Annotated in this window: 16 protein-coding genes; 11 read left to right on the top strand and 5 right to left on the bottom strand. The window is 73.8% G+C overall.

The window, feature by feature from the left end:
* The first annotated feature begins 185 nt into the window (after nucleotides 1–185).
* Nucleotides 186–977, top strand: a complete 792-nt coding sequence (locus tag AC3ETA_RS03550) for a class E sortase (RefSeq protein ID WP_432191319.1) — start codon at nucleotides 186–188, stop codon at nucleotides 975–977.
* Nucleotides 978–1,001: 24 nt separating this feature from the next.
* On the opposite strand, the gene AC3ETA_RS03545 is transcribed toward AC3ETA_RS03550, so the two are convergent.
* Entirely contained in the window at nucleotides 1,002–2,468 is a 1,467-nt protein-coding gene (locus AC3ETA_RS03545) for an MFS transporter (protein WP_432191318.1), read from the bottom strand.
* Nucleotides 2,469–2,537: 69 nt separating this feature from the next.
* On the opposite strand from AC3ETA_RS03545, the gene AC3ETA_RS03540 reads away from it, so the two are divergent.
* From AC3ETA_RS03540 to AC3ETA_RS03525, 4 genes are all read left to right on the top strand, one after another.
* Nucleotides 2,538–3,065, top strand: a complete 528-nt coding sequence (locus AC3ETA_RS03540) for a winged helix-turn-helix transcriptional regulator (protein ID WP_432191317.1) — start codon at nucleotides 2,538–2,540, stop codon at nucleotides 3,063–3,065.
* Between the two features lie 205 nt (nucleotides 3,066–3,270).
* The gene (locus AC3ETA_RS03535; RefSeq protein ID WP_432191316.1) at nucleotides 3,271–3,582 is read left to right on the top strand and encodes a DUF6412 domain-containing protein; all 312 of its coding nucleotides are present in this window, start codon (nucleotides 3,271–3,273) and stop codon (nucleotides 3,580–3,582) included.
* Between the two features lie 117 nt (nucleotides 3,583–3,699).
* Nucleotides 3,700–4,413 carry a YidC/Oxa1 family membrane protein insertase gene (locus tag AC3ETA_RS03530; RefSeq protein ID WP_432191315.1) on the top strand — a complete coding sequence of 238 codons (714 nt, stop codon included), beginning with the start codon at nucleotides 3,700–3,702 and terminating at the stop codon, nucleotides 4,411–4,413.
* A gap of 130 nt (nucleotides 4,414–4,543) precedes the next feature.
* Nucleotides 4,544–5,401 carry a fumarylacetoacetate hydrolase family protein gene (locus AC3ETA_RS03525; protein ID WP_432191314.1) on the top strand — a complete coding sequence of 286 codons (858 nt, stop codon included), beginning with the start codon at nucleotides 4,544–4,546 and terminating at the stop codon, nucleotides 5,399–5,401.
* A gap of 114 nt (nucleotides 5,402–5,515) precedes the next feature.
* On the opposite strand, the gene AC3ETA_RS03520 is transcribed toward AC3ETA_RS03525, so the two are convergent.
* The 3 genes from AC3ETA_RS03520 to AC3ETA_RS03510 are packed head-to-tail and all read right to left on the bottom strand — an operon-like array spanning nucleotide 5,516 to nucleotide 7,670.
* On the bottom strand, nucleotides 5,516–6,034 hold the full coding sequence (locus tag AC3ETA_RS03520; RefSeq protein ID WP_432191313.1) for a heme-degrading domain-containing protein: 519 nt from the start codon (nucleotides 6,032–6,034) through the stop codon (nucleotides 5,516–5,518).
* Nucleotides 6,031–7,122, bottom strand: a complete 1,092-nt coding sequence (locus AC3ETA_RS03515) for a Gfo/Idh/MocA family protein (RefSeq protein WP_432191312.1) — start codon at nucleotides 7,120–7,122, stop codon at nucleotides 6,031–6,033. Before AC3ETA_RS03515 ends, AC3ETA_RS03520 begins: the two co-directional genes overlap by 4 nt.
* Nucleotides 7,123–7,127: 5 nt before the next feature.
* Nucleotides 7,128–7,670, bottom strand: a complete 543-nt coding sequence (locus AC3ETA_RS03510; protein ID WP_432191311.1) for a hypothetical protein — start codon at nucleotides 7,668–7,670, stop codon at nucleotides 7,128–7,130.
* Here AC3ETA_RS03510 and AC3ETA_RS03505 point away from each other — a divergent pair.
* The 6 genes from AC3ETA_RS03505 (at nucleotide 7,644) to AC3ETA_RS03480 (ending at nucleotide 12,441) form a co-directional block, all read left to right on the top strand.
* On the top strand, nucleotides 7,644–8,789 hold the full coding sequence (locus AC3ETA_RS03505) for an ROK family transcriptional regulator (RefSeq protein WP_432191310.1): 1,146 nt from the start codon (nucleotides 7,644–7,646) through the stop codon (nucleotides 8,787–8,789). The two genes, AC3ETA_RS03510 and AC3ETA_RS03505, sit on opposite strands and share 27 nt — an antisense overlap.
* 279 nt (nucleotides 8,790–9,068) lie before the next feature.
* A complete protein-coding gene (locus tag AC3ETA_RS03500; protein WP_432191309.1) occupies nucleotides 9,069–9,887 on the top strand; it encodes a hypothetical protein in 819 nt (272 codons plus the stop codon).
* A gap of 156 nt (nucleotides 9,888–10,043) precedes the next feature.
* Nucleotides 10,044–10,211, top strand: coding sequence for a hypothetical protein (locus AC3ETA_RS03495; RefSeq protein WP_432191308.1), 168 nt, complete (start codon nucleotides 10,044–10,046; stop codon nucleotides 10,209–10,211).
* A 108-nt stretch (nucleotides 10,212–10,319) separates the two neighbouring features.
* A complete protein-coding gene (locus AC3ETA_RS03490) occupies nucleotides 10,320–11,099 on the top strand; it encodes an HAD-IIA family hydrolase (RefSeq protein ID WP_432191307.1) in 780 nt (259 codons plus the stop codon).
* Nucleotides 11,100–11,218: 119 nt separating this feature from the next.
* Nucleotides 11,219–11,773 carry a hypothetical protein gene (locus AC3ETA_RS03485; RefSeq protein ID WP_432191306.1) on the top strand — a complete coding sequence of 185 codons (555 nt, stop codon included), beginning with the start codon at nucleotides 11,219–11,221 and terminating at the stop codon, nucleotides 11,771–11,773.
* Nucleotides 11,774–11,775: 2 nt separating this feature from the next.
* A complete protein-coding gene (locus AC3ETA_RS03480; RefSeq protein WP_432191305.1) occupies nucleotides 11,776–12,441 on the top strand; it encodes a class F sortase in 666 nt (221 codons plus the stop codon).
* Nucleotides 12,442–12,886: 445 nt separating this feature from the next.
* Here AC3ETA_RS03480 and AC3ETA_RS03475 read toward each other — a convergent pair whose 3' ends face one another.
* Nucleotides 12,887–13,663: a GAF and ANTAR domain-containing protein gene (locus tag AC3ETA_RS03475; protein ID WP_432191304.1), complete on the bottom strand. Its 777-nt coding sequence runs from the start codon at nucleotides 13,661–13,663 to the stop codon at nucleotides 12,887–12,889.
* Between the last annotated feature and the right edge of the window lie 130 nt (nucleotides 13,664–13,793).

Below are 13,793 nucleotides of genomic sequence, written 5' to 3'. Positions count from 1 at the left end.
CCGACAGCCCTTTCTCAAACCTGTGGAGGAAGTGTTCGGGGGGTCGGACGCGGGCGGCGTGCGGGCCGGGGCGCGCACGGGTCTGGAGACCTCGGCGCATGGGTCTGGAGACCTCGGCGCACGGGTCTGGAGACCTCGCCCCGCGGCACCTATCGTGCGGGCGGCTCCGGTGAAGGAGGCTCGGGATGGGGCGGGTTCGCGTCGTGCGGCACAGCGGGCTGCGGCGGCGTGCCGCACGGCGGCGGGTGCTGTGGGCCGGCGGGGAGGTGCTCGTCACCGTCGGGGTCGTGCTTCTGCTGCTGGTCGTCCACCAGATGTGGTGGACCAACAGGGAGGCCAGGGCGGGTGCCGAGCGCCAGGTCCGGGCGCTGGAGCGGTCCTGGGACGGCGGGGGAGACGAGGGGGATGGGGAGTCCCCTGCGGCCGTCCCGGTGGCGTCGGACCCGCCCGCGCCCGCGTCCGACGGGGCGTCCGGGCGGTCCGGCGGCGGGGCTCGGCGCCCGGCCGTCGAGTCCGCGCCGGACTGGTCCAAGGCCTACGCCATCCTCAGCATCCCGCGCCTGAACCTCCGCGTCCCCGTCGCCGAGGGCATCAGCAGGAGCGGCGTCCTGAACAAGGGCTACGTCGGCCACTATCCCGGCACCCAACAGCCGGGCCAGGCCGGCAACTTCGCGCTCGCCGGGCACCGCAACACCCACGGCGAGCCCTTCCGGTACATCAACCGGCTGCAGCCGAGGGACACGGTCCGCGTCGAGACGCGGAGCGCGACGTACACGTACGCCGTCGACCGGACCCTGCGGCAGACGGCCGCCCACGACGGCGGCGTGATCCGGCCGGTCCCGCGCTCCACGGTCCTGCCGGACCGGGGATACGACGAGCCCGGCCACTACCTCACCCTCACCACCTGCACCCCCGAGTACACGTCGAAGTACCGGCTGGTGGTGTGGGGCAAGCTCGTCTCGATGCGGCCCCGCTGAGGGACGCGTCCTTGAGGCCGTACGTCAGGCGGCCCGCTCCCGCAGTGCCACCACGCTCACCGCCGCCAGCAGCGCGAGGCCTGCCGAGACCAGCATCGCGATGTCCGCGCCCCGGGCCAGGCCACCCGCGGAGGACGTGGCGAGGGCGATGGTCAGGGCGACGCCGGCGCAGGAGCCGATGTAGCGGAAGGTCTGCTGGGCGCCCGAGCCCATCGCGGCGCGCTGGGGCGGCACCGACTCCACCGAGAGCAGGGGCAGCGCGGCGTTGAGCAGGCCGCTGCCCACGCCCGCGATCAGCAGACCGGGCAGCAGCCGGGGCCAGGAGCCCGCGCCGATCGCGCCGAGCATGGCCAGGGTGCCGCCCGCGTGCAGGACGAAGCCGACGGCGAGCTGGATGCGGGGCGACACCCGGCCGCCCAGCCGGCGGGCCTGGAGGGCCACCGCGAAGGACAGGCCGGACCACAGCAGGAACAGCCACGCCGTGTCCATCGCGGACAGGCCGAGCGTCTGCTGGAGCAGAGCCGGCAGGAAGCTGAACAGGCCGATCACCGCGAGTCCGGTGAACAGGCCGCCGGCGGAGGACGCGAGGAAGCGGGGGCGGCGCAGCAGGGACAGGTCGATCATCGGGGTCGCCGTGCGGCGCTCCACCGCGACGAAGAGGCCCAGCAGGGCGACGGCGGCCAGGAGCAGCAGGCCCACGGGTGCCCGCAGCCAGCCGTCGCGGCCCAGGGTCAGTGCCGCGACCAGGGAGACCAGGGCCAGTCCGAAGGTCACGGCGCCGGCGAGGTCGGGGCGGCCGCCGCGCGGGGCCCGCGACTCCGACAGGGCGCGCGTGGACAGGGCGGCCACGATCAGCGCGGCGGCGGCCAGGACGCCGTACGACACGCGCCAGTTCGGTATCGCGCCGGTGACGACCGGGCCGAGCGCGATGCCGCCGCTGACGAAGGCACCCCAGACGCCGGTCGCGTGCAGCCGGCCGCGCGGGTCGGGGAAGGCGTGCACGATCAGGCCGAGGCTGCTGGCGAGGAGCGCCGCGCCCGCCGCGCCCTGCGCGATGCGGGCCAGGGTGAAGAGCCAGGTGTTGGTCGTGAGCGCGCCCAGGGCGGTGGTGATGGCGAGGGCGAAGGTGCCGGCGACGAAGATCCGGCGGCGGCCGTAGTCGTCGGCGAGGCTGCCGGCGACGAGCAGCAGGGCGGCGAGGCCGAGCGGGGTGCCGTTCAGGAGCCAGGCCTGGGCGGAGAGCGGGGTGTGCAGGGCGGCGGCGGTCTGGGGGAGCGTGACCATCGGTGCCGTGTAGGTCATCAGCGTGACGGCGGTGGCGGCGCTGGTCAGGGTGAGGGTGGCGCGCCGGTTCGGGGCCGGGTCGGCGGCGGGTGCGGGAGCGGGGGCGGGAGCGGGGGCGGGGGCGGGAGCGGGGGCGGGGGCGTCCTGGGGTGCGGCCGTCGCCGTGGTGACCGCCCCGGGTGGAGTTCGTTCATTGAACCGTGGCATGGGTCCCACCGTAGCACCGTAGGTTCGTTCACTGAATCAAGAAGGTGAAAAGGGTTTACAGTGGACGGCATGGCATTGGGCAAGGACTACGCGACACAGCAGTGCTCGATCGCCCGGGCGTTGGAGATCGTCGGCGAGCGCTGGACGCTCCTCGTCATCCGGGACGCCCTCTACGGCGTGCGCCGCTACAACGACTTCCTCGTCCACCTCGGCATCCCGCGCGCCGTCCTGGCCGCCCGCCTCCAGGCGCTCACCACCGAGGGGATCCTCGAAAAGCGCCGGTACCAGCAGTCGCCGCCGCGCGACGAGTACGTCATCACCGAGCGCGGCATCGCCCTGTGGCCCACCCTGCGCTCGCTCGGTCTGTGGGGGCGCGAGCACCTCGACGAGGCCCGGCTGCGCTACTTCCTGCACGCGCAGTGCGGCACGGAACTGGGGCCGTACGGCGAGTGCCCGGCCTGCGCAACCGTCGTACCCGTCGCGGACGTCCTCATGACCCCGGGACCCGCACTCGATCCGGACCCGGCGGATCCGGTCAGCCGGGCGCTGCTGAAGCCGAAGCGGCTGTTGCAGCCCATCGAGGCCGAGTCGGCGTGAGAGATCCTTGAGCCGGGTCGGCGTGAGGGATCCTTGAGCCGGGTCGGCGTCAGGGTTCTCGAGCCGGGTCGGCGTGAGGATCCTGTATAACGAAACAGGCGAACGTCATAACGAAACAGACGAACGTCATAGCGATACAGGCGAACGTCAAGACGAGCGACGTCGCGGCCAAGCCGCGCAGGGACACGAGGGGGAGGTGCCGCCGATGATCCGCCGACTGGCCGGTCTGCGTCCCGCCGCCGCACTCCTGCTGCTCTTCCTGGAGATCGCGCTGCTCGACACCGGCAGCCTCTCCGCGACCGTCGCGCTCGCCGCGACCGCGGCCGCCGGTTCCGCGTTCGCCGTCTGCTCCCTGCTCGCCTCGCGCGCCGCGCCCGCCGTGGCGCCGACGCGGGTGCGTACGGCCATCCGCGACCGGGCCCGCCGTACGGCCTTCCTCCCGCAACGCGACCCCGACGCCTCGGGCCGGCCACGGCCCAGGGCGCCCGGGCACGCCCTCCCGGCGACCGCCGCGTAGGGCACGCACCTCAGATCGCACACCTCTGCCGTGTGACCCCGCGCGGGTCGTCATGCCGCCATGCCGTTTCCCGGCATCTCTCCGTCCGGCACGACGAGACCCCCGGAGGGCTCATCCATGTCTGTTTTCGCCGACCTTGTTCAGCGGCTCGCCGACCTGCTCGACCCGCTGTTCGGCGCCGGTGCGGCCGCCGCCGCGATCATCCTGTTCACCGCGCTCGTACGACTGCTCGTCCATCCGCTGTCCCGGGCCGCCGCACGCGGGCAGAAGGCGCGGGCCGAGTTGCAGCCGAAGATCGCCGAGCTGCGCAAGAAGCACGCCAAGAGCCCCGAGAAGCTCCAGCGGGCCGTGATGGAACTGCACGCCGAGGAGAAGGTGTCGCCGCTGGCGGGTTGCCTGCCAGGACTGTTCCAGCTGCCCGCGTTCTTCGTCCTCTACCACCTGTTCTCGAACACGACGATCGGCGGACAGGCCAACGAACTGCTCTCGCACCAGCTGTTCGCCGCGCCCCTGGGCGACCGGTGGGCCGACGCGCTCGGCGACGGCGGCGCGTTCGGCGGCGCGGGGCTGGTCTACGCCGGGCTGTTCGTGATCGTCGCGTGCGTCGCCGCGTTCAACTTTCGCCGTACGAAGCGGATGATGGCCGCCAACCCGGCGGTGCCGGTCGCCGACGGCCAGCCGCTTGCCGGGATGGGGGCCGTCACCAAGGTCATGCCGTTCATGTCGTTCTTCACCCTGGTCACCGTGGCGGTCGTGCCGCTGGCCGCCGCCCTGTACGTGGTGACCAGTACGACCTGGAGCGCGGTCGAGCGGGCCGCGCTCTACCGATAGCCGGGGCCGGCCCTACGGTCCAGTACGTGAACCGGGTATTGCGGACTGGCCGTGGACCTTGGAGGATCGACCAGTCCTCCGATGGCTGCACACATCGGCGGGCGCCCCGCGATCGAGGGAGACTGTGATCATGAAGCTGCTGCGAGTCGGTACGGCGGGAGCGGAGCGGCCCGCGCTGCTCGACGCCGAGGGGACCCTGCGGGACCTGTCGGGCGTCGTGCCGGACATCGACGGGCCCCTGCTCGCCGACGACGCCGCGCGCGGCCGGATCCGGGCCGCCGCGGACGCCGGTGAGCTGCCCGCGCTGGACGCGACCGGTCTGCGCGTCGGGCCGCCGCTCGCCCGCATCGGCAAGGTCGTGTGCATCGGGCTGAACTACCACGACCACGCCCGCGAGACCGGCGCCCGGCCGCCCGCCGAGCCGGTCGTCTTCTTCAAGGCCGCGGACACGGTCGTGGGCCCGCACGACACCGTGCTGGTGCCCCGCCGGTCCGCGAAGACCGACTGGGAGGTCGAACTCGCGGTCGTCATCGGACGTACGGCCCGCTACGTGGAGTCGGCCGAGGAGGCGCTCGCGCATGTCGCCGGGTACGCGGTGGCGCACGACGTGTCCGAGCGGGAGTTCCAGATCGAGCGGGGCGGGACCTGGGACAAGGGAAAGAACTGCGAGACGTTCAACCCGCTGGGCCCCTGGCTGGTGACGGCGGACGAGGTGCCGGACCCGCAGAACCTCGCGCTGAAGCTGTGGGTCAACGGCGAGCTGAAGCAGGACGGCACGACGGCGGAGCAGATCTTCCCGGTGGCCGAGGTCGTGCGGTACGTCAGCCAGTTCATGACGCTGTATCCCGGCGACGTCATCAACACCGGTACGCCGGCGGGCGTGGCCATGGGCCACCCCGAGCCGAAGCCGTATCTGCGGGCCGGGGACGTGGTGGAGCTGGAGATCGAGGGGCTCGGCCGGCAGCGGCAGGAGCTCAAGGACGCGTAGGCGCTCCGCAGGGAGAGCCGGGGAACTGCGGGCAGTCGGTCGGCTGCGGGCCGTCCGTGGTTGATCGCGCAGTTCCCCGCGCCCCTGAACAGCAAAGAGCAGGGGGCGTTGCCGTCACTGCTTGTCCAGGAACTGCTCCAGCGCCTCCGTCACCATCCGGTGGTCCTCCAGCTGGGGCAGGCCGCTCACCGTCACCGAGCCGATGACGCCCACGCCCTCGACGTTGATGGGGAACGAGCCGCCGTGGGCCGCGTAGGTGTCGGGGTCCAGGCGGGAGGAGTCCTCGAAGGTCGTGCCCTTGGCACGGAAGCGGGCGCCGACGATGTAGGAGGCGGAGCCGTAGCGCTCCACCACGCGGCGCTTGCGGGCGATCCAGGCGTCGTTGTCCGGGGTGGAGCCGGGCAGGGCCGCGTGGAACAGCTGCTGCCCGGACCGGTGGATGTCGATCGCGACCGGGGCCTGGCGCTCGCGGGCCATCTCGACCAGCAGGCAGCCCAGCTCCCAGGCGTCGTCGTGGGTGAACCGGGGGAGGACCAGGCGCCGTTCCTGCGCCTCCAGCTCCTGAAGCGGCGGGGTGAGTTCCGGGTGGAACTTCGGGGTGATCTCCGAACCGTGTGCCTTGCCGGGTGTCACAGCGTCACCGCCACTCCGTCGAGCGCCGAACGGCGCGCCGCCTCCAGTACGTCGAGGGTGGCGGCCGCCTCCAGGGCGGTCACCGGGTTGGGGGCGCCGTCCAGCAGGGCCTTCGCCACGGCCGCATAGTAGGCGGGGTAGTCGCCCGGCAGGGTCGCTTCGGCGCGGCCGCCGCCCGTCATGGGGGACTCTCCCGCACCCACGTGGCCCCACATCGACTCGGGCTCGACGCCCCAGTCCCCGCCTGCGCCGGGCCGCAGCCCGTCGCGCAGCGCCGCCTCCTGCGGGTCGAGGCCGTACTTGACGTAGCCCGCCTTCGAGCCCAGCACCCGGAAACGGGGGCCGAGCTGAGCGGTCGTCGCGGAGACGTACAAGTGGGAGCGGACGCCGTTCGCGTGCGTGAGCGCGAGGAACGTGTCGTCGTCGGCCTCCGCGCCGGCCCGGCGGACGACCGCCTCGGCGTACACCTGCGTGACGGGGCCGAACAGCACCAGCGCCTGGTCGACGACATGGCTGCCGAGGTCGTACAGCAGACCTCCGATCTCTGCCGGGTCGCCGGACTCCCGCCAGCCGCCCTTCAGCTGCGGACGCCAGCGCTCGAAGCGGGACTCGAAGCGCCATACGTCGCCCAGCTCTCCCTCGGCCAGGAGGTGGCGCAGCGTCAGGAAGTCGTTGTCCCAGCGGCGGTTCTGGAAGACGGAGAGCAGCAGACCGCGCTCCTCGGCCAGCGCCGCCAGCTCGCGCGCCTCGGCCGCCGTGCCGGCGATCGGCTTGTCGACGACGACCGGGAGGCCGGCCTCGAGAGCGGCCGTCGCGAGCGGGACGTGCGTCTTGTTGGGGGAGGCGATGACGAGCAGGTCGAGGTCGCCGGCGCGGGCCGGCAGCTCGTCGGGCGTGGCGGCGACGCGTACGTCCGGGTGCTCGGTGCGGGCCTGCTTCTGCCGCTCGGGGTTGGAGGTGACCACCGTGTCCAGGGCGAGGCCCTCGGTGGAGGCGATCAGCGGGGCGTGGAAGACGGAGCCTGCCAGGCCGTAGCCGACGAGGCCCACGCGCAGGGGAGAAGCGGTCGTGCCGGGAGTGCCAGTCATGCGGACTACTTTCGCAACGCTGTTGCCAAAGTGCAAGCGCGGGGGAGAATGGACGGGTGATGGGCGGCGTGAGCAGGACGGACGACGGGGTTGGCGGCGGCGGATCCGGTGGTGGGGTGGTGGGTGCCGGGGTCGGTGGTGCCGGTGGCGGGGCGAAGGATGCCGAGGGTGGGGCGAAGGGTGCCGGGGCCGGGGGTGGCGCGTCGGGTGGTGGTGAGGTGGGTGGTGTTCTGGGCGGTCGTGGGGTCGTGGGTGGTGCTGTGGTGGGTGCTGTTGTCGGCGGTTCGGGTGCCGGGGCTGGGAGTGGCGCGTCGGGTGGTGGTGAGGTGGGTGGTGTTCTGGGCGGTCGTGGGGTCGTGGGTGGTGTTGTGGCGGGTGCTGCTGCCGGCGGCTCGGGTGCCGGGGGCGGGGGTGGCGCGTCGGGGGGCGGCGAGGCCGGTGGTGTCCTGGCCGGTGCCGCTGTCGGCGGCTCGGGGACCGGGACCGGGACCGGGGCCGTCGGCGGCGGCGCGGTCGGTGGCGTGAATCTGGGCGCCCTGCGCAGCCACAACGCCGCGCTCGTGCTCGACCTGCTGCGCATGGCCGGGCCCGAAGGGATCAGCCGGCTCGAACTCGCCGAACGCACCGGGCTCACCCCGCAGGCGGTCAGCAAGATCACCGCCCGGTTGCGTGAGGACGGGCTCGCGGCGGAGGCAGGGCGGCGCGCGTCGACCGGGGGAAAGCCGCGCACCGTGCTGCGGCTGGTGCCGGAGGCCGGTCACGCGGTGGGGGTGCATCTGGACCGGGACGAGCTGACGACCGTGCTCTGCGATCTGACCGGTGCCGTTGTGGCACGGCGGAGTGCCGCGCTGGATCTCGGGGCCGGTGCGGAGACGGTCGTCGAGCGGGCTGTGCGGGAGGTGGGGAAGCTGGTGGGGGAGGGCGGGCGGTCGGGTGCGGGCGGTGGGGGGCCGGTCGCGCGGTTCCCCGCGCCCCCAGGGGGTTCCAGCGACCGTCGGCCTCAAGTGCTCGGCGTCGGCGTGGCGCTGCCCGGTCCGCTGGACCATCGGCGCGGCGTGCTGCACCGCGTCACCGGGTTCCCGGAGTGGAACGGCTTCCCGCTGCGGGACGTGCTCGCGCGGCGCCTCTCGTTGCCGGTCGTCGTCGACAAGGACACCAACGCCGCCGCGCTCGGCCTCGCCGTCGCGGGCGATGCGGGCGCCCTCGCCTCCTTCGCGTACCTGCACTTCGGGGCGGGCCTGGGCGGCGGGCTCGTGATCGGGGGAGCGGTGCACCGGGGCACCCGTACGGGAGCCGGGGAGTTCGGGCACCAGGTCGTCCAGCTGGACGGGCCGCCCTGCGGATGCGGCAACCGCGGCTGCGTCGAGGCGCTGTGCCTGGCGGCCGTCGCGCGGGGCGACGCGGCGGAGGCGGCACGCGTGCTCGGCACCGCGGCCGGCAACCTGGTCGCCCTCCTCGACGTCGACCTCGTCCTGCTGGGCGGCCGCACGGTCGCCGCCGCGCCGGAGACCTTCGTACGGGGCGTCGCCGCCGTCCTCGACGAACGCGCCGGACGTGCGGGCGAGGACCCGGTACCGGTACGGGTCGCCCCCGGCGAGGGAGGCGGGGTCGCCGAGGGCGCTGCCCAACTGCTGCTGGCCCCGCTGTTCGGACGGGCGGAGGGCTGAGAAGAGCGGGTTTACGGCATCCGGGCCGATCGGAGTACGGCACGCGCGTCGACGGGGGCTGCTGTATCCGGTTCGACCGGTGTACGGCATGCGGTGCGACCGGGCTACGGCGCGCGCGTCGACCGGGGCTGCTGTGTCCGGTTCGACCGGTGTACGGCATGCGGTGCGACCGGGCTACGGCAGGCGGGTCGACCGGTGTGCGCTGATCGAGGGGACTTGCGGTGCCGTGCGGAATGGCGTCACCGCGTACCCGTCCCCACCCGGGATGGTCATGTGTTTATGCGACTGCACTCATCTGTCCCCCTCTGCCTCGCAGCAGCCGCCCTCCTCGCCGCGGCGCCCCCGGTGCACGCGGAACCTCCCGCCGCGCTCCCCGGTTGTGCCTCCGGCGCCGGGGACTTCCCCCTCACCACCCGCCTCCACGGCGGCCCCACCTCCTACGCGGCCGGCGGCGGATTCGGCACCTGGTACCTGGACCTCACCAACACCACCACCCGGACCTGCACCGGCATCCACCCGGTCGTCGTCCTGGTCGACGGCAAGCGGGCGCTGGAGCCGTCCCAGCCGCGGCTGGAGTTCTACGACGGCCGGGCCGGCACCCGCCCGCACGCCGTCCGCTTCGAGACCACCGACCAGGACGAACTCGTCGGCGCCTTCGAGGGTTTCGACGGTTTCACCGTCGGCCCCCGCAAGACCGTCACCGTGAAGATCCGGCTGGCGGTCACCTCGGACGCCGTACCGAACGACGTCACCGCCAACGCGGCCGTCGTCCAGCGGCACGGGGACGACGGCGACTGGGTCGGCCAGTCCAACGACTACCGCTTCAAGATCGAGACCGACGCCACCGGCGCCCTCGACGAGGACGGCCGGTTCGACGACTCCGGCCGGATCCGCCCCGCCGACCCGTCCTACCAGGACACCTCCGCCGCCCCGGACACCTCGGCCCCGCCCGGCACCGACCCGGCCCGCAACCGGCTCACCCTCGCCGACGAGCTCGCCCGCACCGGCCTCACCTCGACCCCGGGCGTCACCCTCACCGCCACCCTGGCCCTCCTGCTGACCGGCGCCGGCCTCCTGGTCGTACGCAGACGCCGCTGAGGCCGCACCTCCCGGCTCGGGCCGCCGGGAGGCGCCCGCTCCGGCTGCACCTACTCACCCGGGCCGCCGGGAGGCGCCCGCTCCGGCTGCACCTACTCACCCGGACCGCCGGGAGGCGCCCGCCCGGCGGCCCGCCCCGTCTGCGACGATCCCTGCGTGGACCACCCGAACGACCAGGCCCCCGGCGCCCCCGTGCGACGGGCCTTCGCCGCGGCCGCACGCCACGTCGGCGCGGACCCCGCGGCGGGCATCGACCACGTCCGCGCCACCATGGGCGAGTCCAAGATCTCCGCTACACCGGGTCCGACAACTGGTACTGGGTGATCGACGGGGTCAGGATCAGCCAGTCCTGATTACCCTGGGGGCGTCGGTACGGCGTGGTTCCGGCGCCCCCAGCTCGTCCCGTACGCAGGCCAGGAGAGTCACAGCACCATGGCAGACCGCAAGCCCATCGAGTCATGGCTCACCGACATGGACGGTGTGCTCATCCATGAGGGCGTTCCGATCCCCGGCGCCGACGCCTTCATCAAGAAGCTGCGCGAGTCCGGCAAGCCCTTCCTCGTGCTCACCAACAACTCCATCTACACCCCGCGTGACCTGCACGCCCGGCTCAACCGCATGGGCCTGGAAGTGCCGATCGAGAACATCTGGACCTCCGCGCTGGCCACCGCCAAGTTCCTCGACGACCAGCGCCCCGGCGGCTCGGCGTACGTCATCGGCGAGGCCGGCCTGACCACCGCGCTGCACGACATCGGCTACATCCTCACCGACCACGACCCCGACTACGTCGTCCTCGGCGAGACCCGCACCTACTCCTTCGAGGCCATGACCAAGGCCGTCCGGCTCATCAACGCCGGCGCCCGCTTCATCTGCACCAACCCCGACGAGACCGGCCCGTCGACGGAGGGCCCGCTGCCCGCGACCGGCGCCGTCGCCGCGCTGATCACGAAGGCCACCGGCAAGCAGCCGTACTTCGCCGGCAAGCCGAACCCGCTGATGATGCGCACCGGCCTGAACGCCATCGGCGCCCACTCCGAGACCAGCGCCATGATCGGCGACCGCATGGACACCGACGTGCTGGCCGGCATCGAGGCCGGCATGCAGACGTACCTGGTCCTCACCGGCCTGACCCGGCCCGAGCAGGTGGAGAACTTCCCCTACCGCCCCTCCAGGATCGTCGACTCCATCGCGGACCTCGTCGAGCGGATCTAGGGCGCGGCGCACTCCAACCCTTTTCACCCGCGACACGACCCGTACGGAGCAACGCGGGCCCCGCTGAGGATGCGGGGCCCGCCCCACGGGGGCAGCCTCCAGATATCTGGAGGTTCACGATGGGATCACTGCGGGTCACTCTCTGTACGGTCACCGCCCTCGGGGCGGTCGCCCTCACCCCGGCGGCACACGCGACGGACGGAGGTGTCTCGCTGAGTCCGTCGGCCCCGCAGCCGGGCGGCGACATCACCCTGCGGGTGAGCGGGTGCCCGCAGCGGACCGCCACCGCCGTCTCCAGGGCGTTCGTCGCCGACGCCCGCCTCACCGTGGCCGGCGACGGCGAACTCGTCGGCGAGAGCCGCGTCCGCTCCACCGCCAGGGCCGGCAGCTACGACATCCAGGTCGCCTGCGGCGACTCGCCCCGCACGGGCGCCGTCACCGTCGCCGCCAAGACCGCCGGGCGCTCCGTGAGGCACGGGCCGCAGCCGGCCTCCTCCGCCTCTCCCACGGCCCCCGTCCGGGCCGGCGGCGGGGGCACGTCCCGGCTCGCCATGGTGGACGCCCGCGAGGAGGGCCCCGGCACCGCCCACACCGTGACCGGGCTGATCCTGGCCGGCGTCGCCGCCACGGCCGTCGCCCTGCGCAGCGCCCGCCGCGGCAGACGGCCACGCTGACCATGGCCGAGCAGGAGAACTCCGGTCACCGCGGCCGGATCCTCATGGGCGTCGCCTGGACCGTGCTGCTGCTCGGGCTGTGGCTGTGGGGCAGGGAGGTCACCGATGTCCGGCAGGGCGCGGATGCCCCGGTGTCCGGCGACGTCGCCGCGGTCGGACGCCCCGCTTCCGTCCAACTGCCGCCCGCCGTACGCCCGTTGGGTGACGCGCTCCCGCAGCGCCTCGACATCCCCGCGCTCGACCTGCGCGCACCGGTCGTCGCCCGCGGGCTCGACGCGCATGCCGCGATCGATCCGCCGCCCTACGCGCAGGCCGGCGCCGTCGGCTGGTACGCGGCCGGGGTGAAGCCGGGAGCGGTGGGCGCGGCGCTGATGGTGGGGCACGTCGACACCGAGAGCGCGCCCGCCGTCTTCCACCGCCTCGGCGCGCTGGCTCCCGGCGCGACGGTGCGGGTGCTGCGCGACGACGGCAGGGTCGCCGAGTTCACCGTGGACGACGTCCGCGTCGTCTCCCGCGAGAACTTCGACGCCCACCAGGTCTACGGCACCCACCGGCCGGGCCGCGCCGAACTGCGCCTGATCACCTGCGCCGGCACCTTCGACCGGGCGAGCCGCGCCTACTCGGCGAACGTCGTCGTCTCGGCGTACCTGACGGGTACGGGGCTGTGAGGGGGCCGGACCGCTGACGGGGGCTGGACCCACCTGGCCCGGTCGGTGACCCGCTCCGTACCTGACGGGTACGGGGCGGTGACGGGACCGGACCGCTGACGGGAGCCGGACGCACCGGGCCCGGTCGGTGACCCGCTCCGTACCTGACGGGTACGGGGCTGTGAGGGGGCCGGACCGCTGACGGGGGCCGGACGCACCGGGCCCGGTCGGTGACCCGCTCCCCCCGGAGCCGCCGACCGGGCCGGTCCTCGACCGCGGGCGCACGGGCTGCGGGAGTAACCCGGCGTCCGGCGCGGGAGGCCTTGTACGACCAGTGGAGACGGGCCGACCGGGGGCTGGGGTCGTCCGGGGACGACTCTAGAACGGAAGACGGCCCGGAGCCTAGGGGCAAGTGCCAGGGGCCCAGAAGAGCGCGTCAGAGGCCCGGGGAGGGCGTCGGCAGCCGTCAGGGGCGCCCCTCGTCGCCCCGCCCCGCCGCCCGGCGCAGCTCGGCGTCGTCCGCGACCCGGTCGATGACCGCCCGCGCCACCCGGTCCAGGGACAGCCGGTGTCGGCGCGCGTACTGCCGCAGCGCCACGAAGGCGTCGTCGGCGCCCGTGTTCCAGCGCTCGGCGAGCATGCCCTTGGCCTGCTCGATGCGCACCCTGCTCGACAGGGCCTGCTGCAACTGACCGGCCAGGGTGCGGCACTGCGTGTAGGTGCTGTTGTTCTCCAGCCCGAGGGCCGCGCAGTCCGCGATGAGCTGGGCCAGCCGCAGCGTCGTGCCGTCCTCGGGCGGGGAGCCGCCGGGCACGGCGGGCCCGAAGACGTTGAGCGCGCCCAGCACCCGCTGCCGGCGGCGCAGCGGGACCGCGTAGGTGACGGAGACGCCATGGGCGAGGGCCCGCTCGGTGAAGTCGGGCCAGCGGCCCGCGGCCCGGGCCGCCCCGATCGACACCGGCGGCACCGGCCGGCCGGAGCCGTAGCAGTCCGGACAGGGCCCGCCGCCGTGCTGCGCCCCGAGCAGCTCCAGCACGGTCTCCCGGTCCGCGCCACCCGCCGCCAGCGTCACCGCCCGGCCGTCGTCGATCAGCATGATCCCGGCCGCCCGCGCGGGCAGCAGCCGTACACAGTGGTCGGCGACGCGCGACAAATGGTGCGCGGCCTCGAACTCCTCGACGAGCGTGTCCGCCGACTCCACCAACGCCTCGGCGAGCCGGATCTCCCGGGTGGACCGGTGCATGACCGCACACTCCCCTTCCGTGTCTCACCTGATTCCCCTGTTTCCCGCCGGCGGGACGGCCCCGCGGGCACGCCGGCGCCCCGCCCCTGGAAGTCGTCATAGTGGCTGTAACAGCTCCCCGACAAGGCTC

The sequence above is a fragment of the Streptomyces sp. bgisy027 genome (assembly GCF_057710365.1).
This window is presented reverse-complemented; position numbering and strand designations above follow the sequence as displayed.